Origin of the sequence: Microcoleus sp. bin38.metabat.b11b12b14.051 (assembly GCF_013299165.1) — a bacterium.
GTDB lineage: Bacteria > Cyanobacteriota > Cyanobacteriia > Cyanobacteriales > Microcoleaceae > Microcoleus.
Map to the genome: position 1 here is coordinate 172,090 of NZ_JAAFKD010000005.1, position 23,976 is coordinate 196,065.

20 protein-coding genes and 2 pseudogenes are annotated in these 23,976 nt (G+C 44.4%); 12 read left to right on the top strand and 10 right to left on the bottom strand.

Going from position 1 to position 23,976, the window contains the following annotated elements; genetic code table 11:
• Positions 1 to 6: 6 nt before the first annotated feature.
• Both QZW47_RS08165 and QZW47_RS08170 read left to right on the top strand, forming a co-directional pair.
• Positions 7 to 393, top strand: a complete 387-nt coding sequence (locus QZW47_RS08165; RefSeq protein WP_193974477.1) for a DUF1257 domain-containing protein — start codon at positions 7 to 9, stop codon at positions 391 to 393.
• A 79-nt stretch (positions 394 to 472) separates the two neighbouring features.
• Positions 473 to 940: a ferredoxin gene (locus QZW47_RS08170; RefSeq protein WP_293125926.1), complete on the top strand. Its 468-nt coding sequence runs from the start codon at positions 473 to 475 to the stop codon at positions 938 to 940.
• 77 nt (positions 941 to 1,017) lie between these two features.
• On the opposite strand, the gene QZW47_RS08175 is transcribed toward QZW47_RS08170, so the two are convergent.
• The 9 genes and pseudogenes from QZW47_RS08175 to QZW47_RS08215 all read right to left on the bottom strand — a co-directional run bounded on the left by QZW47_RS08175 (position 1,018) and on the right by QZW47_RS08215 (position 10,695).
• Positions 1,018 to 1,299: a YiaA/YiaB family inner membrane protein gene (locus QZW47_RS08175; RefSeq protein ID WP_293125928.1), complete on the bottom strand. Its 282-nt coding sequence runs from the start codon at positions 1,297 to 1,299 to the stop codon at positions 1,018 to 1,020.
• A gap of 343 nt (positions 1,300 to 1,642) precedes the next feature.
• Positions 1,643 to 2,728, bottom strand: a complete 1,086-nt coding sequence (locus QZW47_RS08180; protein ID WP_293125930.1) for a hypothetical protein — start codon at positions 2,726 to 2,728, stop codon at positions 1,643 to 1,645.
• A gap of 430 nt (positions 2,729 to 3,158) precedes the next feature.
• On the bottom strand, positions 3,159 to 4,136 hold the full coding sequence (locus QZW47_RS08185; protein ID WP_293125932.1) for a hypothetical protein: 978 nt from the start codon (positions 4,134 to 4,136) through the stop codon (positions 3,159 to 3,161).
• Between the two features lie 57 nt (positions 4,137 to 4,193).
• Complete coding sequence (locus QZW47_RS08190; protein WP_293125934.1) at positions 4,194 to 4,562, bottom strand: hypothetical protein; 369 nt, start codon at positions 4,560 to 4,562, stop codon at positions 4,194 to 4,196.
• A 61-nt stretch (positions 4,563 to 4,623) separates the two neighbouring features.
• A pseudogene (locus tag QZW47_RS08195) lies at positions 4,624 to 4,932 on the bottom strand (hypothetical protein); the annotation flags it as partial.
• A gap of 19 nt (positions 4,933 to 4,951) precedes the next feature.
• Positions 4,952 to 6,745 (bottom strand): group II intron reverse transcriptase/maturase, encoded by a 1,794-nt coding sequence (gene ltrA / locus QZW47_RS08200; RefSeq protein ID WP_293125936.1) that lies wholly within the window; start codon positions 6,743 to 6,745, stop codon positions 4,952 to 4,954.
• A gap of 582 nt (positions 6,746 to 7,327) precedes the next feature.
• A pseudogene (locus QZW47_RS08205) lies at positions 7,328 to 7,627 on the bottom strand (hypothetical protein); the annotation flags it as partial.
• 19 nt (positions 7,628 to 7,646) lie between these two features.
• Positions 7,647 to 9,416, bottom strand: a complete 1,770-nt coding sequence (ltrA, locus tag QZW47_RS08210; protein WP_293125938.1) for a group II intron reverse transcriptase/maturase — start codon at positions 9,414 to 9,416, stop codon at positions 7,647 to 7,649.
• Positions 9,417 to 10,428: 1,012 nt separating this feature from the next.
• A complete protein-coding gene (locus QZW47_RS08215; RefSeq protein ID WP_293125940.1) occupies positions 10,429 to 10,695 on the bottom strand; it encodes a hypothetical protein in 267 nt (88 codons plus the stop codon).
• Positions 10,696 to 10,948: 253 nt separating this feature from the next.
• Here QZW47_RS08215 and QZW47_RS08220 point away from each other — a divergent pair, with 253 nt between their 5' ends.
• The 7 genes from QZW47_RS08220 (at position 10,949) to QZW47_RS08250 (ending at position 14,812) form a co-directional block, all read left to right on the top strand.
• The gene (locus QZW47_RS08220) at positions 10,949 to 11,272 is read left to right on the top strand and encodes a helix-turn-helix transcriptional regulator (protein ID WP_293125942.1); all 324 of its coding nucleotides are present in this window, start codon (positions 10,949 to 10,951) and stop codon (positions 11,270 to 11,272) included.
• 15 nt (positions 11,273 to 11,287) lie between these two features.
• Positions 11,288 to 11,977, top strand: a complete 690-nt coding sequence (locus QZW47_RS08225) for an ImmA/IrrE family metallo-endopeptidase (RefSeq protein WP_293125944.1) — start codon at positions 11,288 to 11,290, stop codon at positions 11,975 to 11,977.
• 80 nt (positions 11,978 to 12,057) lie between these two features.
• Positions 12,058 to 12,405: a hypothetical protein gene (locus tag QZW47_RS08230; protein ID WP_293125946.1), complete on the top strand. Its 348-nt coding sequence runs from the start codon at positions 12,058 to 12,060 to the stop codon at positions 12,403 to 12,405.
• Entirely contained in the window at positions 12,405 to 12,851 is a 447-nt protein-coding gene (locus QZW47_RS08235; RefSeq protein ID WP_293125948.1) for a nucleic acid-binding protein, read from the top strand. The genes QZW47_RS08230 and QZW47_RS08235 overlap by 1 nt, the downstream gene beginning before the upstream one ends.
• A 171-nt stretch (positions 12,852 to 13,022) precedes the next feature.
• Positions 13,023 to 13,865: a YheC/YheD family protein gene (locus QZW47_RS08240; RefSeq protein WP_293125950.1), complete on the top strand. Its 843-nt coding sequence runs from the start codon at positions 13,023 to 13,025 to the stop codon at positions 13,863 to 13,865.
• 61 nt (positions 13,866 to 13,926) lie between these two features.
• On the top strand, positions 13,927 to 14,424 hold the full coding sequence (locus QZW47_RS08245) for a hypothetical protein (protein WP_293125952.1): 498 nt from the start codon (positions 13,927 to 13,929) through the stop codon (positions 14,422 to 14,424).
• Entirely contained in the window at positions 14,414 to 14,812 is a 399-nt protein-coding gene (locus tag QZW47_RS08250) for a type II toxin-antitoxin system RelE/ParE family toxin (protein WP_293125954.1), read from the top strand. The genes QZW47_RS08245 and QZW47_RS08250 overlap by 11 nt, the downstream gene beginning before the upstream one ends.
• Before the next feature lie 347 nt (positions 14,813 to 15,159).
• Here the strand turns inward: QZW47_RS08250 and argS are convergent, their stop codons facing one another.
• Complete coding sequence (gene argS, locus QZW47_RS08255) at positions 15,160 to 16,917, bottom strand: arginine--tRNA ligase (RefSeq protein ID WP_293125956.1); 1,758 nt, start codon at positions 16,915 to 16,917, stop codon at positions 15,160 to 15,162.
• Between the two features lie 363 nt (positions 16,918 to 17,280).
• Between argS and QZW47_RS08260 the strand changes: the two genes are divergently transcribed.
• From QZW47_RS08260 to QZW47_RS08270, 3 genes are all read left to right on the top strand, one after another.
• Positions 17,281 to 17,676, top strand: coding sequence for a hypothetical protein (locus QZW47_RS08260; protein ID WP_293125958.1), 396 nt, complete (start codon positions 17,281 to 17,283; stop codon positions 17,674 to 17,676).
• Positions 17,677 to 18,462: 786 nt separating this feature from the next.
• A complete protein-coding gene (locus QZW47_RS08265) occupies positions 18,463 to 19,854 on the top strand; it encodes a malic enzyme-like NAD(P)-binding protein (protein WP_293125960.1) in 1,392 nt (463 codons plus the stop codon).
• A 164-nt stretch (positions 19,855 to 20,018) separates the two neighbouring features.
• On the top strand, positions 20,019 to 23,852 hold the full coding sequence (locus tag QZW47_RS08270) for a PAS domain S-box protein (protein ID WP_293125962.1): 3,834 nt from the start codon (positions 20,019 to 20,021) through the stop codon (positions 23,850 to 23,852).
• Positions 23,853 to 23,976 lie beyond the last annotated feature (124 nt).

Genomic DNA, 23,976 nt, shown 5'->3' on the forward strand with positions numbered 1-23,976 from the left:
ACCACCATGTCACACTTTAGCCAAATTAAGACCCAGATCCGCAATTTGAATTCTTTGGAAGCTGCTTTAACTGATTTGGGTATCGACTGGAAGTCGGGCCCGACTGAGGTGCGCGGCTATCGCGGCCTCACCAGCACCGCTGAGGTGGTGATCGAGCAAGAAAACGGCTATGACTTAGGTTTTAGCTGGAACGGGACTGAGTATGAGTTGGTGGCTGATTTGCAATTTTGGCAGCAAGCTTGGTCTGTCGATCGCTTTCTTAATAAGGTGACTCAGCGCTATGCTTACCACACTGTGGTGAATGAAAGCGCTAAGCAAGGTTTCCAAGTTTCTGAGCAAAAACAAAATCAAGACGGTTCGATCCGCTTGGTGGTTCAGCGCTGGTGCGCTTAAGAGTTGTTCGAGATTTTTACAATCTTGTTTTATCTAAAGTCCGCCCAGGCGGGCTTATTTATTATTGTGAGGGATCTAAATGTCTGAGCTTTCTGGACTCGGAATAGATACAGCAGGCGATCGCACTGGTTTAGAGCCGGAGTTGGGCGGATTTTTGCGAGATGCGCCCGATCGCACTGGTTTGGAACCGGAATTAGGCGGCGTGTTTCGCCAAAAAGGAGTCTATGTTGACGAGATTACCTGCATTGGCTGCAAGCACTGCGCTCATGTTGCTCGCAATACTTTCTACATTGAGCCGGATTACGGGCGATCGCGCGTAGTTCGACAAGACGGTGATTCGGAAGAGTTGATTGCTGAGGCGATCGACACTTGTCCGGTAAATTGCATTCACTGGGTTGACTACACCGAACTCAAGAATCTGGAAGAAGAGCGCAAGGATCAGGTGATTCCTGTAGTTGGTTTTCCCGTGGATATGGCTACGGTTCAGGCGGGTATTCGCCAGCGCCAGAAGGCTAAGGGCGATCGTCAGTTCAAAGGCCACCATTGAAATCTACAGGTTTTCACATCAGGCTCAACAAAAACAGCCCATGCGGGCTGTTTTTTTATACATTATATAATTCAAGTTTATTTGAGAGGATGGTGATCCGCTAGAATTTTCTCAACTCTGGCTTCGTCGATTCTGGCGGTTAATCTTGTGGCCTCGTTGTTATCGCGAATGGTTTTTGCTAAAGTAAAAGAGGAGCCGACCGAGAAAGTTAAACCCATACCCATAAAAGCTTTTTGCCAAGGATCGACCTGTAAATAAATGACACCGACCGTAGTTGCCGAAATGGCAAAAACAAAAGAAATCCAGCACTGAAGAATCCAAGCATTAGTATCTTTTTGACGTACAATTTGTTGTGACATAATCTTTCCGATTCAAATATATCTTTTGGTGGATTAACTTAAACAATAGGCAATTCGATCCGGGGCTTCAGGAAGGTTAGGGACAGTTTTTAGAAGCGCACAGGGCGATCGGGCTTTTAACTCAAAATTAGAACCATGCAAATAGGGTTTGATCCTCAATCAAGACACGGCGTGAGTAGACAATTTAGAAACTCTACTAAAGAAAGCTATTGTTTCCTCAAAATAGCGTAAGGCGCGACATCCGCGCCCAACTTCTCCCAGTCCGCGGAGGCGGACTTCGTTTGTGTAGCCCCGAATTCCATTCGGCGGGTTAATCCATTGGGTAGCTAAACCGCCGACTTATCTACTTGTTTTTCTGCTGAGTCTTAGCTTGCTCGATCGCAATTTCCCTCACAGCTTGGAAAGAACTCAAATTCGACGAACCCTCAATCGCCTTCACCGCCAAATCTTGAACCTGTTTCAAAGCAGAATCAAGCTGCTTCGACAAACTAGCAATCCGCCCATCTTGGTTTTGAATTGTCTGCAACATCCCTTGAATTTGCAATTCATAATTCTGCTTCTGACCCTCGATATCCTTCGCAGACAAATCGGCCTTAATCTTAGCTTGATAATTGCCAATATTGCGACCATTATCTTTGCCATTCTTGATATTAGCTTCCAATTCTTTCGGGAAAGCTTCAACCTTAGCCTTAACTTCCGCAGACAGTTTTTCCCGTTCAGCAATAGATTTTTCGCGTTCCGCCCACTGCTTCTCCTGTTCCTCGCGAGACTCTTCGATTTCTTGATACAGCCTTTTCTGGCGCTGTTCGTACTCTTCGATATCCAAATCTCGCTGAAGATTCAGATCGTAATCATACAACTCTTCATCGCGATCGCGATTTTTTTGCTGATTCTCATTACGTTCTTTAACAGCCAGCTTTTGCAATTCCTGCTCTTTTTCCCAAGCTAGCCGCTGTTCCAACAATTCCTGTTCAACAGTTTCGCGCTGTTCGCTGAGTTCGTTAGTAAAAGTTTTTGCACTTTCTTCGTACTCTTGAATCAAATTATCCAGCGTATCTTCGGCAACATCTTCTAAACTGTGCAACTCTTGCAGTTGTTGAATTTCCTCGCCCACAGTGCGGCGCAATTCTTCAAGTTTAGCAGCTTCCGAAGTTAATTTTTCCGACAGCTCGCTGACAGCGCCACCAAAGCCAAATTGCAGCAAAATCAAATTGTCGATGGTAGCTTGCATTTTTTGTTGATTTTGAGTTAAAGCCATTGGTTTTTGTGCCTCCACAATAGGTTTTTCTGGTGCTGATGTTTGTGCTTGCTTTGGAGAAGTATTTAGCTGTTTGATTTGCAGTTCTAATGCAGCTTTTTCTTGCGCGGCTTCCTTGTACGCTTCTAAGATTTCAGCCTTAGTGCTTTTGTCCGTAAGTTTTTTGTTCATGGCTGTTGATTTGTTAATAGTTGTGAATTTGTTTCGTAGTAAGGACTTCAGTCCGAAAAGGTTCGTAGTAAGGACTTCAGTCCGAAAAGGTTCGTAGTAAGGACTTCAGTCCGAAAAGGTTTGTAGTAAGGACTTCAGTCCTAAACTTTTGATAAATTCAGGACTAAAGTCCTCACTACGAACCTGGATGAAGAAGGACTGAAGTCCTCACTACGAACCTGGATGAAGAAGGACTGAAGTCCTCACTACGAACCTGGATGAAGAAGGACTGAAGTCCTCACTACGAACCTGGATGAAGAAGGACTAAAGTCCTCACTACGAACCTGGATGAAGAAGGACTAAAGTCCTCACTACGAACCTGGATGAAGAAGGACTGAAGTCCTCACTACGAGCCGGGGAAAGGACTGAAGTCCTCACTACGAACCTGGTTTTAAGCTTTGGTCGCAAAAGCTTTCATTGCCAAATCTTGCGCTTGCTTCATTGTGGCTTGCAATTGTGCGGAAATTTCGGCAATTTGTTCAGTTTGGCGCGCAATTGTCTGCTGTAAAGATTGGACTTTCAACTCATATCCTTGCTTGCTTCCTTCCCATTCTTTATCTGCTAAATCGGCCTTAACTTTAGCTTCGCGGGAAACTTCCTGAATTGCTTCTTCTTTGGCTTTAATGTAAGCCTGTTTGAGTTCTTCTTCAAATCCGGCGGCTTTCTTTTGATTCTCTTCAAACTGAGCTTGATTATCGGTGAGAACTTTTTCTCTTTCTGCCCAGTTCTTGTCTTTTTCGCGAGTAGATCCCTGCAATTCCCGTTCTAGTTTGCGCTTCGTTTCTTCGTATTCATCGGTTTCAATTTTACGTTCGCGCTGCAATTCGTATTGATGGTCGGCGGTTTCCTGCTGGCGCTGTTTAGTTGTGAATGCAGTTTTTTCTTGAACTGTGGCATCAAATTCTTGCTGTTGTTTGTCCCAAATTTTGCGTTTTTGGGTTGTATCTTTTTCCAGGACTTCGCGCTGATTGGTGGCGTTTTGTTCGAGGAGAGTCAGTTTTTCCCGATGTTCTTGAGTTAAAATGTGGAGGGCATCTGCTACGACTCGGATTTGCTGCAACTCTTGCAATTGTTCAGCTTCAATTTCGATCGCCTTTTTTAACTCATCTAATTTTGCAGATTCCGCCTTCAGTTTTTCCGAAAGTCCGCTGGTGATGCTGCCGAAATCTAATTGCAAGTCAGCCAAGCCTTTGACAATGCTGTCAATGGTGTAGGTGGAGGCGACTTCGAGGAGTTGTTTGTTTTTGGCTTTTTCGGCTGATTGTTCTTTGGTTTCTACTTTCGATTCAATCTTTTTCTTCTCTCCTAAAATCTGCTGAAAGCTTTGCAAAATCTTGGCTTTGCTATCTTTGGCAGTTGCTAGTGTCATAATGCTTATTGCTCCTGATTTTAACTTTTCTAGACCTTGTTACTGAGACGTTTTGACTTATCCTAAGTTCCGAAGTTGGCTGAGAATGCTTCGATACTTTTTGGTTGCATTCGGTGGAAAGTCTGGATGATTGCTTTCTAGAGATTTGAGGATTTTTTTACAGCGATTGCACCGATTGGTTTGCCAGCACTCGCAATCGTCAACTATACTTACAAGTGTGTCTTTCAGTAGCTGATTTTCTGATAGCAAAGCTTGGTAATTTCGCCGAATAGATTCGGCAACTACACTCATGTGCTGGAAGTCTTCGGTGAGGCTTTCGATGTCGTTGACTGTATCTGCCCGAATTTGGTCTAGCAGCTCACAATTTTCTCGCAAAGGACTTTCTTGCAGGTTTGGTTTGGGTTTGATTTTCGTTAATTTCTTCATTGTACTCTGCGTTGTAACGGTTATGCTAAAGGCGCGATCGAATCGCGCCTTTTTCACAAAATTAGAACAAGTCAGCAGTCGCTCTGTCTTCCGCTGATGGCAGCGACATATTACCGTTGGAATTCAAAGCAATAACATCGCTTTCACCATTGGCGTGAGCGGCCATCAAGGAGGTAACTTGTGCCGCCGGCAGGTTATCTAAACAAATCATAGCCCTGGTTCCTTCCAAGTCAATCATCCGCGATTGATTGCTCTGATCGGACAAAACTGCTGCTGCTTGATCGATAACTCCCCAGTCTTTCCGCTCCATCCACGACCATTTTAAACTGTAGTAATTGATCGGTTTTACTACTCCGCTGTCGTCGGGTTTGTTACAGTCGGCGAGGGAATCACTTCCCCCGTCTCTGCTTCAGAACCGTGCGTGAAAGTTTCCCTTCACACGGCTCCTCAGTGATTTGTCCTTTGTCATAGGAACCTCTAACTGAACCATCTTCAGTCGTTTTTGTGTCGTGGCAATGTCGATGCAGTAATTGGAGATTTTTGTATTCTTTTTTTCCCCCTAATGAACGAGGGAAAATGTGGTCAATCTCCATTACATCTTCTTCTTTGAAATACAATTTGCAGTAGGTACACTTCCCTTTTTGCTTCTTCAGAAGTGTTGCCACTCTGTGAGGCATTTCTGGGTTTGTTCCCATTCTTGTACTCCAGTAAACTAGATTTCCGTCATAGGGTGACAGGTTGCCTTTAACTTTCACATGACGCACTATTGGTGTCTCGGCGTGTGAAAGTAGCCGAAGTAAATTATTATCTTCTTCTTTGGCTGCAAAATTCCAGTTACTACCACCGATTGTGTGCCAGTAATTCCCGGCTCCCTCACTCCAATTTTGTTTAGGGTGGCGACGTTTTGCCCAAGTTTTTAGCTTGAAGAATATTTCATGGTCTAGCTTTGAGTAAGTATCTTTGCTTACTACAGTAGAATAGTAGTTTGCCCATCCTCTTATAACTGGATTCAACCTAGTTATGAGCGCCTTTTGGGGTGCTGTCTTATGGGCGTCTATGATACTAGCTATTGCATGATAGTGTTCTCGTTGCTTTTTTTGGCTTGGGGTGATGATTGTTTTGAAACCTTGCTTTGACTCATATTGTCCCACATTGTATTGTTGGATTGAGAACCCTAGAAAATCGAATCCGATTTTCCCTTCATATTCGATTAAGGTGTGACTTAATGTTGTCTTGCTTGATTTCAATTCCAATCCCATGCTTTTTAACCATTCAGAAATTAATTCTCTGCATCTTTGGACAACGGTTATGTCTTCATGGAGAATCACGAAGTCATCGGCGTACCGAATAAGGGTTAAGCTTTGGCATTTCATTTGCCAGCCTTTTTGATATCCCCGGTGGTCTTTCATATCCAGGGTTTTCGCATATTCCTTTATTCTTTCTTCCATCCCGTGAAGGGCAATGTTTGCCAATAGTGGGGAAATGACCCCGCCTTGTGGCGTACCCTCAGATGTTGGAAACAACTGCTTACCGTCCATCACCCCCGCTTTTAACCAGGCTCGTATCTGACGGCGAATGGTGGGAGATGTATTTAATTTTCTTAGCAGTGCTTCATGGTTGATACGGTCGAAGCATTTTGCAATATCTGCATCTAAAACAAATTTAGGCTGCTTATTTATTGCATTGAATATTGCTCCAATTGCATCATGGCATGAGCGTCCAGGTCTGAACCCGTATGAGTTAGGTTCAAATCGCGCTTCCCATTCTGGCTCTAAAACCAGTTTGACAAGTGCTTGCAAGGCGCGGTCGTTCATTGTAGGTATGCCTAAAGGTCTTTTCTCATCCGTACCAAGTTTGTCTATCCAAACTCGTCTGGTTGGGCTAACCTTTGCACTCAGGTTTAGTGTTCTTAAAAGGTCAAGTCGTTGCTTTGGGGATAGTGATTTAACCCCGTCCACACCTGCCGTCTTTTTTCCTTTGTTATCCTGAGTCACCCTACGAACCGCCAATGCTTTTGCTGACCAAGACTTCATCAACGTTTTCTGGAGCCTGCGAATTGCTTTCACATCACCACGGACAGAGGCTCTGTAGATTCGTTTTTGCAACTTAAAAACCTGACGTTCCAGCTTTCGCCAGTTAATCTGATTCCATTCCGCCGTAGTCTTTAAACTCGTATTAGACATATTTATTGCTACTTGCAACCCTACAATCCAAATCACCGTGAGTCTGTCTGCATATCCTCACCATTACAGTGAGGCATTCGCTTTTGACTCAATCCCACTCTATGCAGTTTGTGGTTAGCACCTACTTGGATATCGACGTTTCCAAGAACATACATAGAGTTACTTCGTTCCTAATAACCATTGATTGAACTTTTAGGGCGATGTTATTCACCGGGTTTATGGGAGGTGCATATTGGTCGGGGACAAAACCGCCAATTCCCTATCCTTTGCCTTTTGGCTCCAGCCTATCAACCTACTTTGGCTGGGTACACTTAACGATGATTCAGACACATCTTTGCTTGCGCTACCCATAGGTTCTTGCTAGATGGGATTTCCTATTAGGTTTAGGATTACCACCGTTTATTCCTGCTCCAAGGATTGATGGCTAGTCGCTACCTTGAGGAATATGCTTTCACCGTTGCACTTACGGGGTGGGACTAGGTATTGACCTTCACCCACATGGTTATTAAGTTTCTAGCTTTTAAACTAGAGGATAATCCCCCAATCTTTTATTGTGATTGGTTTCTATCCAACGAATCGCACTTGACCGGAATGCTTGACAAATTCGGGAACAAATATTCCGGTTGCAGGCTCTACGCCGCGCGATTGAACTGATGCGACTAAACGGTTAAAGTCGTTCAAGCTGCGGTTTTTGATGTATGTCACCATGACAACTCCTTGGGGGAGTTCGCCGGTTTCTGCGACGAACCAAAGTTGACCCCAAAGTGTGTGGGAAGTTTGACCGAGGGAACCGAAGAATTTGGCAAATTTGAGGATTGTGATGGAACACTTGGAACCGTAATCTGTGTCGCCGATCGCCCATTGGCCAGACTGGTTAGAGTCGATAGGAGCATTGCTACTCCTACCTCTCCTTCAGAACGGAACGTGAAACTTTCGCTTCATTCCGCTCCTCAGTAACTTTACCTTTGTCATAGGTACGAGTTAGTGAGCCATCATTGGCTGTTTTGATATCGTGGCAGTGTTTGTGTAAAAGTTGAAGGTTATCGTAGGTGTTTTTACCACCTAGTGATGTTGGTTTTATATGGTCAACTTCTACAATGTCTATAGGTGTAAAGTACAGACCACAGTGGGTACATTTACCTTTCTGCCTTTTGAGTAATTTTGCAACTCTACTAGGCGTTTCTGGGTATTCTCCGCGTCGCTTGCTCCAATAAATCCAGTTGCCGTCATAGGGACTAGAAGTGTTCTTTGTTTTTGTGTGTCGCACTATTGGTGTTGCACCGTGTAGTGCTAGTTCTAGTCCTTCTTCCGTACTGAAACACCAGTTACGGTCGCCTACTGTTCTCCAGTATTTGTCCTTGTTGATGCTACCTTCTCCCCTACTTTTCGCCCAAGCTCTTAACTTGCTGTATGTGAGCATATCTGCTTTTGAGAAAGTGTTCTTACTCGATACGGTGGAGTAATAGTTTGACCAGCCTTTGATGATTGGGTTGAGTTTTGATATCAAAGCTGCCTGTGGCGCGGTCTTATGAGTGTCTATTACTTCTGCAAGGTTTTTTAGGTGTTCCTTAAGCTTGAGTTGGGAAGGGGTGATTAGTGTGCAGAAACCAAGAACTCCATATCTGTTCGATGCACTTCGATAGTTCCCTACTTTGTGCTGTTGAATATGGAATCCTAGAAACTCAAACCCAACATTTCCGTCGTATTTGTCGAGGGTGTGGGTTAATCTTGTTTTACTAGGTTTCAACTCCAGTCCGATGTCACTTAACCAGTTTGCGATTATTTTTTGGCATTCCTGTATTACGTTTACGTCTTTGTGAATTATCACAAAATCATCGGCGTAACGAATCAAACTCAGGGATTGACGTTTAATCGTCTTACTTTCATTCCCTTTTAATGTTTCGGCATATTGTTTGACTCTTTCTTCCATTCCATGTAGGGCTATATTTGCCAAAAGGGGTGAAATAACGCCACCTTGTGGTGTGCCTTCGTTGGTAGGAAAAGGATAGCCTTGGTCTAACACTCCGGCTTTAAGCCAAGCTTTCACTTGTTTTCTTAAAGTTGGGAATGTGTTAATTTTCTTGAGTAACGCGGCATGGTTTATGCGGTCAAAGCATTTGGCAATATCAGCATCTAGCACGTATTTGGCTTTCTGGTTGATAGTGGTAAAAATTGCTTCTATTGCATCGTGACAGGAACGCCCTGGTCTAAAACCATAAGAGTTTGGCTCGAAACTAGCCTCCCATTCTGGTTCTAGCGCTAGCTTTACCAGCGCTTGCAAAGCACGGTCAGATATTGTAGGTATTCCTAATGGTCGGGTTTCGGTTGTTCCGGGTTTGGGAATATTAACCCTACGAGTGGGTTTTGCCTTGCCCGTTAGCCTTAACTTTCCTACCAAGTTAATACGTTGCTTTGGGGTCAAACTTTTTTGTCCATCCACACCAGCAGTATTTTTCCCTTGGTTATCTTGTGTCACCCTTCTGACTGCGATACATTTTGCAGACCAAGACCTAATCAGGGTCTTTTGGAGCTTGCGAACTGCTTTAACATCACCACGTTCACTCGCTTGAAAGATTCGTTTTTGCAACTTGAACGTCAATCGTTCGACTTTTCGCCAATTGATTTGGTTCCATTCCACCGTCTGATTGTTCAGCGTTTTAGACTTTTTCATTGCTAATTGCAACCCTTTCGTTAAAGTTACCGTGAGTCTGTCAGCATATCCTTGTTATTACAACAAGGCATTCGCTTTTGACTCAATCCTTCCCTTGTATACCATATGGCTAGCAACCTACTGGGCATCGACCTTTTCCAGAGATATATAAGGGTTACTTCGTTCCGATTACACATTGATTGAACTTTTAGCGTGATGCTCTCCACCGGGTTTATGGGTAATGCTTATTGGTCAAAACTGTATTTGCCAATACCCTATCCTTGCCTTTTTGGCTTGGTCTTAATCAGCCGTTAGACCATTCCGTATGACGATGGTTCAAACACATCTTTGCTTGCGCTACGCATGAGTTCTTGCTTGACAGTTACCAGATTCGGCTACCAGTAGTTCTGTCTTTTATCCCCGCTTTATCCTATTGGTTGCTACCCAATAGGATAGGGGATATGCTTTCACCGCTGCACCTGCGGGGTAGGACTTGACTCAAGGTCGTCACCTACAAGTGTAATCAGTTATCACTAGCTAACTTAACAGCTAGGCTAACCGTCCCGTAAGCCTTTCGGCTCACTTTAGGCTAAACGAATCACACACAATTGTTGCGGACGGCGATCGGGATTTCTGGTACTAGCAAAGCATTGCTAGGTTTGGCTCCAAATACTGAAAATGTAGGTCTTTCTTTTGTGGTAGTCATTGTTCGTTTTTCCTTGGTTATTTATTGATTTACTGAGAATTGGAAATTGGTAATCGGTAATTGGGAATTGGGAATTGGGAATTGGGAATTGGGAATTGGGAATTGGGAATTGGGAATTGGGAATTGGGAATTGGGAATTGGGAATTGGGAATTGGGAATTGGGAATCTGGAAGTCACAAAAATGAATTATTTTTCTTCCTTCTTCCTTCTTCCTTCTTCCTTCTTCCTTCTTCCTTCTTCCTTCTTCCTTCTTCCTTCTTCCTTCTTCCTTCTTCCTTCTTCCTTCTTCCTTCTTCCTTCTTCCTTCTTCCTTCTTCCTTCGATTGATTACCTAATAAGATGTGTTGTCACTTTTGGTTCTGGATAGGTGTAGTCAAGCATCGCCTCTTGTTGAGCTTTAATAATCCGCAGCGCGGTGAGCAAATGTTCTAAGGTTTCTAAGTGCGCCGGGGTGAAGTGGATGCTAAAGCCTTCGCCATCCCGTGCGTAGCCCGGACAAACCAGTGAGGCTGAGCTTTGTTCTTCGTGGGTGGCGATGTATAGCCAGTCATCGTCTTCTAGCTTGTAATGTGTGTCTGTCCAGGTTCTCAGCATTTGCGATCGCTCCTTTTTATTTGCTGCCTACAAGGGTTTAGATGCCCAGCGGTACTCACTCCTCTCAAGTTGATGGCACTGTATGTAGTGTGTCTTTTTCGCTGAGTTGCGTTTTTAACCACAGCAGTGTGGTTACGCTGGTTGATTAAACCGTCAACTAAACCTATCGTAGCGCGGGTTGATTTTCCCGTCAAGTATTTTGTTGAACTTTTCATCAAAACAGGCTAGAATGCTTGTCAGGAGGCAAAAAACCGTGGAAGAAACATTTGGAAGACTGATCCGTCAAGCTCGCAAGGACAAGGCTTACTCACAACGTGAGCTAGCTGGTATGTTAAGTGTGGATTTTACTTATTTGTCGAAGCTGGAGAACGATCGCGCGGATTATGCGCCAAAAGAAGACGTAATCCGAGCGTTGGCGCGGAATCTCGACATTAACGAAGAGGAATTGATTTTTCTGGCGGGGAGGCTGCCTCAGCAGTACGAAGCGCTGCTGAAGCAGAATCCGAAGGAAATGCAGGCTCTTTTCCGGCGGATGCAAGAAAATCCAGATTGGCTCAAACAATCTTTTGAAGCGTAACAGAGGCCTATCACAGTGAGTATTTTTAAACCGTATTGCTTCTATCCCAAAGAATCGATCGAGCGTTTGGCAAATGACATCCTGATGCAGATGCAGAAAACGCAAAATTTTGCTCCGAAATGGCCTTTTGAAGCGACAACGGTGGCTGATTTCCTGGATTTGGGCGTAGTCTGGGACTACATTGAGCCGGACTCCGAAGGTGCGATCGCCGCGAGGATTTTACCCCAGCAGCGGTTAATCGAAATCAACGAATTGATTCTCGAAAAACCGCCGGGGTTCATCGAATCGACGATCGCCCACGAAATCGGGCACTGGGTGCTGCACGTCAATCAAGACGAAGCAGACGGAACTGTGCAACAGTTGGAACTAGATTTGGGCGATCGAACAAAAACCGCCCAAGATGTCGAGGAACCGTTTGTGTGTCGGGGCGCGAGTGCGGATAATAAGGTTTTGTCGATCGAATGGCAAGCCCAATATTTCGCAAGCTGCTTGTTAATGCCCCGATGTATTTTGGAAGATAAAAGACAAGGACGAGATTTAACAAAGTGGTCGCATTTATACAAAATGAGAGATGAATTGGGAGTGAGCATTTCCAATTTGACCAACCGCTTGCAAGAGTTTGGCTGGATTTACATTCCCAAGGGAACCCGCGAGATTTATGCTGGGAAAGAGGCAGCAAACGGGCAACAGCGGCTGTTCGGATAGAATTTGATTGAATTTGAGGTTTGAGAATTGCGATCGATTCTCAAATCTTTCAAATTATTTTCACACAATGAGGTGGCAAAATGGAAACCAAACGAGTAGCAGACTTGACAGTTAAAGAGCTGCAATCAATCATTCTCGAAACTAAACGAGTAGCAGACTTGACAGTTGGAGAATTGAAATCGATAATTGCGGAAGTTGTCGATATTCGGTTAAGTTATTGGATAAAATTAGTCAATCAAAAATCAGCCCCTGTTCTGCCTTCGCCAACTAAAGAAGAACAAATGCAGAAGAATTTAGCTTTAGTAGAATGGTTAGATAAGTGGGCAGAAGAAGGAGATGAAGAAGAGCAACGAGAAACTTTTGAATATCTGCAAAAAGCCTTAGACGAAAACCGCCTATCATCTAAGCGACTCCTATTTCAAAAATAATGATAGTATTATTAGATTCTGGCCCTTTGGGAATATTGACAAATCCCAAAGGATCTCCAGTTACAGTTGAATGTCGGATATGGGTGCGCTCTCTGTTATTAAAAGGCTACAAAGTTAAGTTACCTGAAATAGCAGATTACGAGGTGCGAAGAGAGTTGCTCCGGGCAAATAAAGTTACAGGAGTTCAACGGCTTGATGACTGGAAAGAGAGGCTTGAATACTTGCCGATAACAACGTCAGTGATCCTGAAGGCGGCTGAGTTGTGGGCGACATCGCGTCAAGCTGGAATGCCAACAGCAGATCCCAAAGAACTTGATGGAGATGTGATTTTAGCTGCTCAAGCTATACTGGCTGGTGAAGGTGGAGAAGAGGTTGTCATTGCTACAACAAATGTCGGGCATTTGTCGCGATTTGTGGATGCTCGCGAGTGGCCAGATATTCAATAATTCTCTTTGCTGGCTTCTGTGTTACAGTATGAATGAAAAAAATCATGAACTGTGCATGGGGCTAGAAACCGGGTTTCTACGAGTTTTGCAAACAGTGACGAGAAATAGTCGAAGAAACCCGGTTTCTGAAGTGAGCGCGGGCAAGTCATAAACAAATATACTGTGCAAATTATGCAGACAAATATCAGTCTCGTTCTCGAAGCTTGTCAAGAGTTAAATATCAGCTATGAAATCCTCGCGCCCAACCAAAACTTAGTTAGAATTAAACTGAATGGTGAATATTATTACTTTGTTAATTTCAGTATGCCGTTTAACAACGAGCAAATTGTACATATACTTAAAGACAAAGAATATACCTATCATTTGCTGAAAGACAAGATTAAAAATCCTCAAACTCTAGGATTTCTCTCGCCTTTTTGCGAGGAAAAGTATCATAAGTATTTAGAGTTTAAAGATTGTGCAGAAATTGCAGCCGAAGTTGGCAAAACATTTTCTCTGCCGGTGATTGTGAAAAGAAATCGCGGTTCGGCTGGAAACAATGTATTGCTTTGTGAAACGCACGAGCAAGTTCAAGCAGCGATTGAAATTGTATTTGATGTCAACAGCAAAAATTATGACTATGTTTGTCTAGCTCAAGAATACATTGATATCCGACACGAATACCGGGCGGTGTTCTTTAATCAAAAGCTGGTTTTGCTGTATGAAAAAGATAAATCAGATGCTAAATTTGCGGGGAATTTAAGTCCGCTGCATTGGGAGGGCGCAAAAGCTAAGCATATTACAGATTCGGAGATTATTTCGGAAATTGAAAATTTTGTTCGCCCTGTTTTTGAAGAAATTATGATTAATTATGGTGGGTTTGATATCGCCTTAGATACAAATGGGGAATATTGGTTGATTGAAATTAATTCTAGTCCTAATTTTGAGATTTTTGTGAGAGATAATCATCGCCGGATTGCTGTAGAGATGTTTAAAGGCATCTTGGAGAGCTTGATTGTTAACAAAAAACCGTAAATGTTCGATTTGAGAAGTGCGCTACAATTAACTAAATCCAACAATTACACAAGAAAATATAATGACAGCACAAGTGTTAGAACTAGAGGGGACGTGGGAAGAGATTCTCGCCCAAGCAGCCAAATTTTCTGGACGCAGAGTCCGCGTTATTGTTCTTGCTAACGAAGATGAAGCAGCACTCCCATCTCCAGAAGAAAGTTTTCAGCAAGCATGGCTGGAAATAAAGGCAGGAAAAACTAGACCTGTATCGGAACTGTGGGAAGGCATTGATGCAGTGATCAAGATAATGGAGTCTCTGCCGGAAACTTTACAGCAGCAAGTAGCAGAATACTTGAAAGAGTATATTGAAGACTTAAAAGATGAGCTTCAATGGGAGGAATCTTTCAAGAAAACGCAACCGCAACTTGTGGCTGCTGCCAAACAAGCTAAACAAGAAATGGTTCTTTGTGACGAAACGTTGAAGTCAGCAGAAGAGTGTTTTCGTCAAGGATGGAAGGAAGCAATGACAGGAGAGACTGTACCGCTTTCTGAACTGTGGGAGGGAATTGATGCAGAATAATCCTCCTTTAAGGCAGATTATACCTACACGAGAATTTCAACGTGACTTGCGGACTCTCTCTAAAAAGTACCGCCATATTCGATCGGATGTTCAGCCGATTATTGAAAAACTGCAAGCTGGAGAGTTGCTGGGAGTTCGGATACCTGGGACTGGTTACGAGATATTTAAGGTGCGTGTCAAAAATAGCGACATTCAAAAAGGAAAAAGCGCTGGATATAGATTCATTTACTACCTTCAAACAATGACGATCGTTATCTTGATTGCCATTTATTCAAAATCCGAACAATCAGATATTGCATCCGATATAATTTTAGAAATTATCAGCGAATTTAATGATTTGATTGAAAACTCAGTAGAGACAACAGAAGAAATACAAGATAAGGACTAAAGTCTATAATTCAATACGGTTCACTTAAGAGATGACAACAGGAAAAACCCATGAAAAATAAACTCTGCGATTGCTTCGTTCCTCGCAATGACAATCTTAAGTAAACCGTATTGGTCTATAATTAACTAATTCAAATCTTGACAAAAGCACAAGACAACGGAGGACACGGCAGTGCCATGTCCCTACCCTGAAACGATCGCGATCGCTCTATGAGAGATGTAAACATCGCCAGATTAATTGTAGGGAAACGGCACTGCTGTGTCCTGATTTCGGGTAATATCATTTCCGGTTGCATCGGTATTGTTCAAGACTTTGGAAGGACTAAAGTCCTCACTACAAACCTTAGATTACATCCTTTCTAACACTTGAATTCCTAAAAGTCCTAATCCTAATTTCAAAGTCCTCGCCGTCAAGTCGCACAAGATTAGCCGCGAAGTTCGCAATGGTTCCTCAGCTTTCAACACCGGACATTGCTCAAAAAATTGATTGAACTTTTGACTTAATTCAAACAAATACTGACAAATTCTATTTGGCAATAAGTCGCCGCCAACAGCATTTACAATTTCATTGAACTGCAATAAATGCTTTGCTAATACCAATTCGGCATCGGATTGCAAAATCACTGTCGCACCAGCATCTAAGTTGTCAAAATCAATTTCACCTTTGCGGCGAATTCCCTGCACACGCACGTAAGCATACAGCATATAAGGTGCGGTGTTTCCTTGCAATGCGAGCATTTTGTCGTAGCTAAATACATAGTTACTGGCGCGGTTTTGACTTAAGTCGGCATACTTGACGGCACTCAAACCAACTGTTCGAGATACGTTGTTAATAAATTCTGCCGTTTCCTGTCTTTCTTCTGCTTTTAATCTATCTTCTAAATCTTGGCGGGTGCGGACGATCGCCTCATCGAGCAAATCTTGCAGCCGCACTGCATCCCCAGAACGAGTTTTTAATCTTTTGCCATCCTCTCCGCATACCAAACCGAAGGGAATGTGGATAATCTCGACATCTTCGGGAATCCAATTGGCTTTTCTGGCTACTGCAAATACTTGGGCGAAATGGTTGGATTGTCCCGAATCTGTGACGTAAATTAAGCGCTTTGCATTGTCTTGTTGGATACGGTAACGGATGGCGGCTAAGTCTGTTGTGGCGTAGTTGTAGCCGCCGTCGGTTTTCTGGACGATTAGCGGTAATGGTTCGCCTTCAAAGTTGGTGAAACCTTCTACAAATACGCATTTTGCGCCGTCGCTTTCTACTAGCAAACCTAACTCGGTTAAGTCTGCGACTACTGCGGGCAATAATGGATTGTAAAATGATTCGCCGCGTTCGGTTAGTTTGATGTCGAGTAAGTCGTAGATTACTTGGAATTCGCGGCGGGATTGATCGCACAGGAGTTTCCAGGCGCGGCGGGTGTCTTCTGCGCCTGCTTGCAGTTTTACTACTTCTTGGCGGGCGGTTTCTTTGAAGGTTTCGTCTGTGTCGAAGCGCTGTTTTGCTTGGCGGTAAAATGCGACTAAATCGCCTAAGTCTAGGGAGTCAGCGGTGGTGAGGGCTTCTGGGTGAACGATCCGCAGGTGTGTGATGAGCATTCCGAATTGGGTGCCCCAGTCGCCGATGTGGTTGATTCTGAGTACGTGGTGGCCTTGAAATTCGAGGGTGCGGGCGATCGCATCTCCGATGATTGTCGATCGCAAATGTCCGACGTGCATTTCTTTGGCGATATTCGGGCTCGAAAAGTCGATCGCGATTCTCTGAGGCGTTTGAGTCGGCGAAATCCCCAAACGGGTGTCGGCGGCGATCGCGCTAACTTGCGCTTCTAAATAAGCCGGTTTCAGCTTCAAATTGATAAAACCCGGGCCGGCGATTTCTGGGGTTTCGCAGATGTCGGCAATATCTAGATTTTCGACGATCGTAGAGGCGATCGCCCGCGGGGGCTTGCCTAGCTTTTTCCCCAAACTCATCGCCGCGTTGCACTGAAAGTCCCCAAACTTGGGATTCCCCGCAGGCGCTAGCATCAGATCCGTATCGGCATAACTCTCGCCGAATGCGGAGGTGAAGGCTTTTTCAAATCTTGTTTTTAACTGTTGGGCGATCGAGTTCATCTTTATATATTTTGATTGGATGTTTATTTTAAACTCTACATCGAACACTTTTTGCCAATAATACTCTTACAACCTAGGCAATTTCCCTCACCCCCTCACGCCCTCTCCCCCTCTTTCCTCTCTCCCCTCTTCCGGAATCCCTCAAAAATTTTGTGTACTTAGCTTTGAGCTGCCGATGCGGTCGAAAGCGCTGGCTTTATTAACACAGACGACATTTTATCATAGTGGCGATCGCTAGACAACTCAAAAAATATCACACTTAGTCAACGATCGCGATCGCCATATAATTTAATCAAATGACTTACATTAAGGTATGTTAATATCTTTTTAATGCTCCCAAAAATTCTACGAAAGGATGTAGTTATGTTATCTCAACCTGTTTTTGGCGATCGTTCTCTGACCCAAGCCTTTTATCAAGCTGTAATCGATCGCTTTGACGACCCTCTGAGTCTTTCGACTCAAGCATTATTACGCGAGTGTACCCTCGGCTTCGCACCTTGTCCCGATGGAGTCAAAACCTTTTTCATCATCGCCCCGAGTCTGGATGCAGCAGAGCAACTAATTGCCAAAATCGACAGCATTTTAGAGCGAGTTGCCGAGCTCATGGCTGGAGTCGGACAAGTTGCCCTGTGCATCGTTCCCCCCGGCAGCGAGGACGAGCAACCAGTCGATCTGCAAAACTTAGAAAAAGTTCCCGCCGATTGTCTCGCTTGCAAATTATTTACAATTATGTGTGCGGATGCAACGAGCGATCGCTAAAATTAACAATTAGCAACCAGCAACTCGCTGTGCTAATTTAAACCTGTGCCCGGGTCGGCGCGGGATAGATTGCCTATTAGTAACAGTCCCTCGAATTCGGGGCAAAGCGTGCAGGTAATTCGATCGAAACCAAGGTTGCACTCGCTATGGAAGAGTGTCAAACAAGCAGGGACAATTAATATACCTTCATGGCCGCTTGTGGGTCGATCTGATTTTTACCTGCCGGCTCAAACAGCCGTGCATCTACTTTTTACCTCCCCAATCAAAGCCGCTAAACAGCCGCACCAACTCTCCTGGGTGTCTCGCTTCAACAGACAGCTTTAGTCAGTGGACAGTGGACAGTGGACAGAAGAAAGTCAGTGGACAGTTGACAGAAGGAAGTTCGGCAACGGATTATGTAACGGATGAATGGAAGAAGTTCTGCTTCATATTTATTAAGTTTGCAGCGAGCAGAAATATTTGGAAAAATAGAGAATTCGCGATCGCACGCTGACCTCAGAAACCCGGTTTCTACGAAAATTTTGCGACGAGTAACGAGAAATATACCAAGAAACCGGGTTTCTCGCCCGGTGCGAAAGATTCGCGGTTCGCTAGTTGAAAGAAAATAGGTTGCTTGTGGGCGAGTTACAAGCCATATACAGAGCAAATCTCAAGTCAAAAGATTCGCATCCCAAGATCAGAGAATTTGTTAAAAATTTCAGTTGAAAGTTTGAATTATTAAATTTTATGTCTAACATTGGCGATAAAATCTAAGATTGAAATTCTCAAATCTAAAATCAAGCCACCATGGTAAAACTGACACCGAACCCTAGCTTTAGTTTAACGATTCGCGTTGCTCTGCCGAATCAGCCGGGAATGCTCGCTAGCGTCACCAGCGCGATCGGATCTGTGGGCGGTAACTTCGGCCAAATCGACTTGATTGAGCAAACTCGCGCTACTACAGTTCGCGATATCACCGTCGATGCTTACAGCACCGAGCACAGCGAGGAAATCGTGCAAGCAGTGAAAGCGCTACCGAATATCAAAGTGATCGATGTGTACGATCGCACTTTCAACCTGCACCGCGGCGGTAAAATCAGCGTAGAAAGCAAAATTTCCCTCAAACGCCAGTCAGATTTGGCAATGGCATACACCCCGGGAGTCGCCCGCATCTGTACTGCGATCGCCAATGACCCCCAACAAGTTTACAACCTGACAATCAAACAAAATACTGTTGCTATTGTTACCGACGGTAGCGCCGTTTTGGGACTGGGAAACCTCGGGCCCGAGGCCGCACTGCCAGTCATGGAAGGCAAAGCCATGCTATTTAAAGAATTTGCCAAAATAGACGCCTTTCCTATCTGTTTGGATACCCAAGATACAGAGGAAATTATTCGCACTGTGCAGAATATCGCCCCGGTTTTTGGTGGCGTCAATCTCGAGGATATTTCTTCTCCCCGCTGCTTTGAAATAGAAGCAAGATTGCGGGAAACTTTAAATATTCCGATTTTTCATGACGACCAACACGGAACTGCGATTGTCAGTTTGGCAGCATTAATTAATGCCTTGAAACTCGTCAAAAAAACAATCGGAGAAGTGTGTATCGTGATTAACGGCGCCGGGGCTGCCGGAGTGGCGATCGCCCGTTTGTTACGCAAAGCAGGCGCCGAAAACATCATCATGTGCGACTCCAAAGGCGTCCTTTCCAAAGATCGCACGGATATGAACCCAGAAAAACTAGAATTTGCTGTGGCTTCGAGCGGTACTTTGGAAGATGCGATCGCCGGTGCTGATGTATTTTTAGGTGTCAGCGCGCCCGGGGTACTGACGCGATCGATGGTGCGATCGATGGCCGAGAATCCGATCGTGTTTGCAATGGCAAATCCGATTCCCGAAATTCAACCCGAATTAATTATGGAGGATGCGGCGATCATCGCCACCGGACGCAGCGATTACCCGAATCAAATTAACAACGTGTTGGCGTTTCCGGGGATATTTCGAGGTGCTTTGGATTGCAAAGCTCGCACGATTACCACAAGTATGTATTTGGGTGCAGCTTATGCGATCGCCTCTTTAGTCAGCCCTTCTCAACTTGACAAAGAACACATTATACCGTCGGTTTTTGACGAACGAGTTGCCATTGCTGTCGCTGGTGCAGTGCAGTTGGCCGCCCGAGCCGAAGGTATCGCCCGCGATTAATAGAAGGAAGTTCGGCAACGGATTATTTAACGGATGTAGCGGATGTAACGGATAGAGGGAAGTTCGGCAACGATCCCGAACTTCCTCACTGAGTGATAAAAGTCACAGAAATCAGACATAATAAACAGATATATAATTAAGTATCCCAAGCCCAGCTAGGTCAAATGCAAAGCCAGTTAAGAGAAGTCAATCTCGATCGCTGCAACAGCAAATTGTTACAACTGTGTCCGATCGGACTGGCATTGTGCCGGACAGACGGGACTTTTCTAGACATCAATCCAGCTTTTGCAAATATTATCGGCTACACAGTTGCAGAAACTCTCAACCTCAACTACTGGGAAATTCTGCAAACAGATTGCCCTGGTAGAGAAAAATATTTAGAAATTCCCGCAAAAAATAGCTGTACTAGCCCATGCGAAGCAGCATACAAACATAAAAACAGCCATTTCGTATCCGTGCGAGTTTCCGAGTGGGCAATTGAAACTGATGGAGAGTACGCGATTTATCTGAGTGCTGAAGAAATATTTAGTCATCGAGATGAAAATCTGGAATCAGCGCCGTCGGACTACGATTCACATCTAGAAAAATTGCTGCCAAAGCAGACTGCCGAACTCGCAAAAGCTAACAAACTACTCCAAGAAACAATTGCCGAACTAGAACAATCAAAATCGCAACAGTGCCTGCAAAATCAGATTCTAGACCAAATTCGCGAAGCCGTAATCTGCACGGATGTAAATAGCTCGATTACCAGTTGGAATCAAAGTGCTCAGAGGATGTACGGCTATGACAAAAGTGAAGTTATAGGTCAAAATATTAGTCTAATTTATCCACCCGCAGAGCGAGAATTAATATTAAGATTAGTTGGAAAATCGCTAATTGAAAAAGGCGCGTGCGAGGAAGAAATCACAATGCGGGGTAAGTCCGGGGAAGACTTCTACTCGCATTTGTCAGTTTCTCTGGTTAAAGATGTTGGTGGCGAAATTTTGGGCAGTGTGGGCTGCATCAGGGATATCAGCGATCGCAAAAACTTAGAACAAGAATTAGCACAGAGACAAGCTCGTTTTGATTCTTTTTTGCAGGAGGCACCGACGGGATTTTGCATTTTAGATTCCCAACAGCGGTACGTACAAATTAATCAATTTCTAGCTGAAATAAATTGCCTGAGTCCAGCAGAACATATTGGCAAGACTTTACGCGAAATATTGCCGGATATCGCTCCAATGGTAGAGCCTTTATATGAACAAATATTGAGAACGAAGCAACCCCTAATTAACATCGAGATGAGCGCTGAAAATCCGAGAAAGCCCGGGGTTGTTCGACACATGACAGCCTCTTATTTTCCGCTGCTAGACAAAGATGGTGAGGCGATCGGCATTGGTGCAGTTGTTATTGACATTACCGATCGCAAACAAGCAGAAGCAGCACTGGAAAAAAGCGAACAGCTCTACCGCACGATGGCAAGCAACATTCCTAACGGTGCGGTGATGCTGTTTGACAAAGAAATGCGCTTTACTCTGGTAGAAGGCACAGAATTAGCAGCCGTGGGGCTTTCTAAAGAGTTGATGGAAGGCAAGACAATCTGGGAAGTATTCGAGCCGGATTTTTGCGGTGCTGTCGAGCCAAATTATCGGGCGGCGCTGGCTGGAGAAACAGTAGTTACAGAATTTACCTATGGCGAGCGCATTTACCTCGCTTATACTTTGCCAGTCAGAAACGAACTGCAAGAAATCACCGGCGGATTGCTGATGACTCAAAACATTACGGCTCGCCAATTAGCAGAAGAAGCGCTCAGAGACAGCGAGGAAAAATACAAGTGCATTGTCGAGACAGCAGACGAAGGAATTTGGATGATTGATGTGGAGGGTAAAACTACTTTTGTCAACCAAAAAATGGCCGATATGCTCGCCACCAGCGCAGAGGAAATGATCGGGCAGCCACTATTTGCTTTCATGAATGCAGAAGGCATCGCGATCGCCCAAGCCAATCTCAGCCGCCGCAGTCAAGGAATTCGCGAACAGCACGATTTTAAGTTCCTGCGCCGAGATGGGAGCGACTTGTGGGCGATCGTTTCTAGCAATCCCTTATTCGACAAAGATGGAGGCTATGTCGGCGCTTTGGCAATGGTTGCCGATATTACAAATCGCAAGCGAACAGAAGCCGCTTTGCAGGAGTCGGAAGCCAAATTTCGATCGCTCTACGAACTAACCAGTTTAGCAGTTTTAATGTTAGATGAAAATGGGATTTGCGATGTCAACAACGCCACCATAGCACTATTTGGAGGCACTGGTAAAGACCAGTTTGTCGGCAAAAATCCTGGCAAAATCTCGCCACCTTTCCAACCCAACGGCAGAGATTCTTTGAGCATGGCTAGCGAAATGATGGCGATCGCCTTTGAGCGCGGCAATAACCGTTTTGATTGGCTGCATCAGCGCTTAGATGGTACGGATTTTCCCGCAGAAGTCGTGCTGACAATCATCAAAGTTGGCAATCAAACACTTATTGAAGCAGTCGTTCAAGATTTAACCGATCGCAAACTTGCCGAAGAAACATTAGTGCGATCGGAACAAGCCCTCAGAAAGCAAGCTCAGAGAGAACAACTGCTCAATCAAATTGCCAACCAAATTCGCAATTCTTTAGATTTAGACACAATTTTAGCAACAGCAGTTCAAGAAATTCGCAATTTGATGCAGCCAGATTGGTGCCTCTTCACTTGGTATCGCCCCAACAGCAATCCTCCGGTTTGGGAAATAGTTTGCGAAGCCAAAAAGGCAGCTTTGCCGAGTTTACTGGGTACTTATGTTGTAGAGGATGAATCCAGTCCCGGAGTCGAGCAAATTTTGCGCCGACAAATTCTGCGAATTGATGATGTCAGCACTTTTGAAGATGCAGAATTGCGCGAAGTTTTCCAGGCTTTAAAAGTTAAATCAGTGCTGTCGCTACCAATTCATACTGCTTCCGGCGATATTGGTGCGATTACCTGCTATCAGGCTCTGTCCCTGCGAAATTGGAGCGACTCGGAAGTCGAACTGATGCAAGCAGTGATTGCTCAAATTGCGATCGCGATCGATCACGCCGAACTGTACAACCAAACCCGCACAACTGCCGAATTAGCTCAAGCTCAAACCCAACAGCTTGAACAAACTTTGCACCAACTCCAGCACACCCAAACTCAATTAATTCAAAGTGAAAAAATGTCTAGTTTGGGGCAATTAGTCGCAGGCGTCGCCCACGAAATCAATAACCCAGTTAATTTTATCTACGGCAATCTCAGCTACGTCAGCGAATACAGTGGAAACTTGCTAAAAATGCTACAATTTTACCAGCAGGAATACCCCCAGCCTAACGCAGCGATTTTAAATGCCAGAGAAGCATTTGAAATTGATTATATTGTTGAAGATTTACCAAAAATTGTCACATCTATGAAAGTCGGAGCCGATCGCATCCGCGACATAGTTTTGAGTCTGCGGACTTTCTCCAGACTTGACGAAGCCGAAATGAAGCAAGTGGACATTCACGAAGGCATAGAAAGCACGCTGATGATTTTGCAAAATCGCCTGAAAAACAAACCAGATCGCCCGCAAATTAATATTATCAAAGAATACGGCAAGTTGCCTTTAGTTGAATGTTATCCCGGCCAGTTAAATCAAGTATTTATGAATTTGTTGAGCAATGCGATCGACGCCTTGGAAATGGAGATGAATAAACCCGATCGCACGGGCAAAAATCTCGCAATTACGATTCGCACCGAACAGACCGACAATCACAGCGTGGCGATGCGGATAGTTGACAGCGGGCCCGGGATGAGCGAAAACGTCAAACGGCGCTTGTTTGACCCATTTTTCACCACAAAACCCATCGGCAAAGGCACAGGCTTAGGATTGGCGATTTCGCACTCTATTGTTGTAGAAAAACACGGCGGCCAGCTTACCTGCAATTCTGTATTGGGAGAAGGTTCCGAATTTGCGATCGAGATTCCGCTGCGGCAAAAAAGGAATTAAAATAGGATCGAGCGTGAGGACTTTAGTCCTTCTTTCCGAGGACTAAAGTTCTCACGCTCGATCCTAATCATAGGACTTATCCAGAAACTCGGTTGCTTTGATTTAGCGTGTAAGTTTGGTTGAT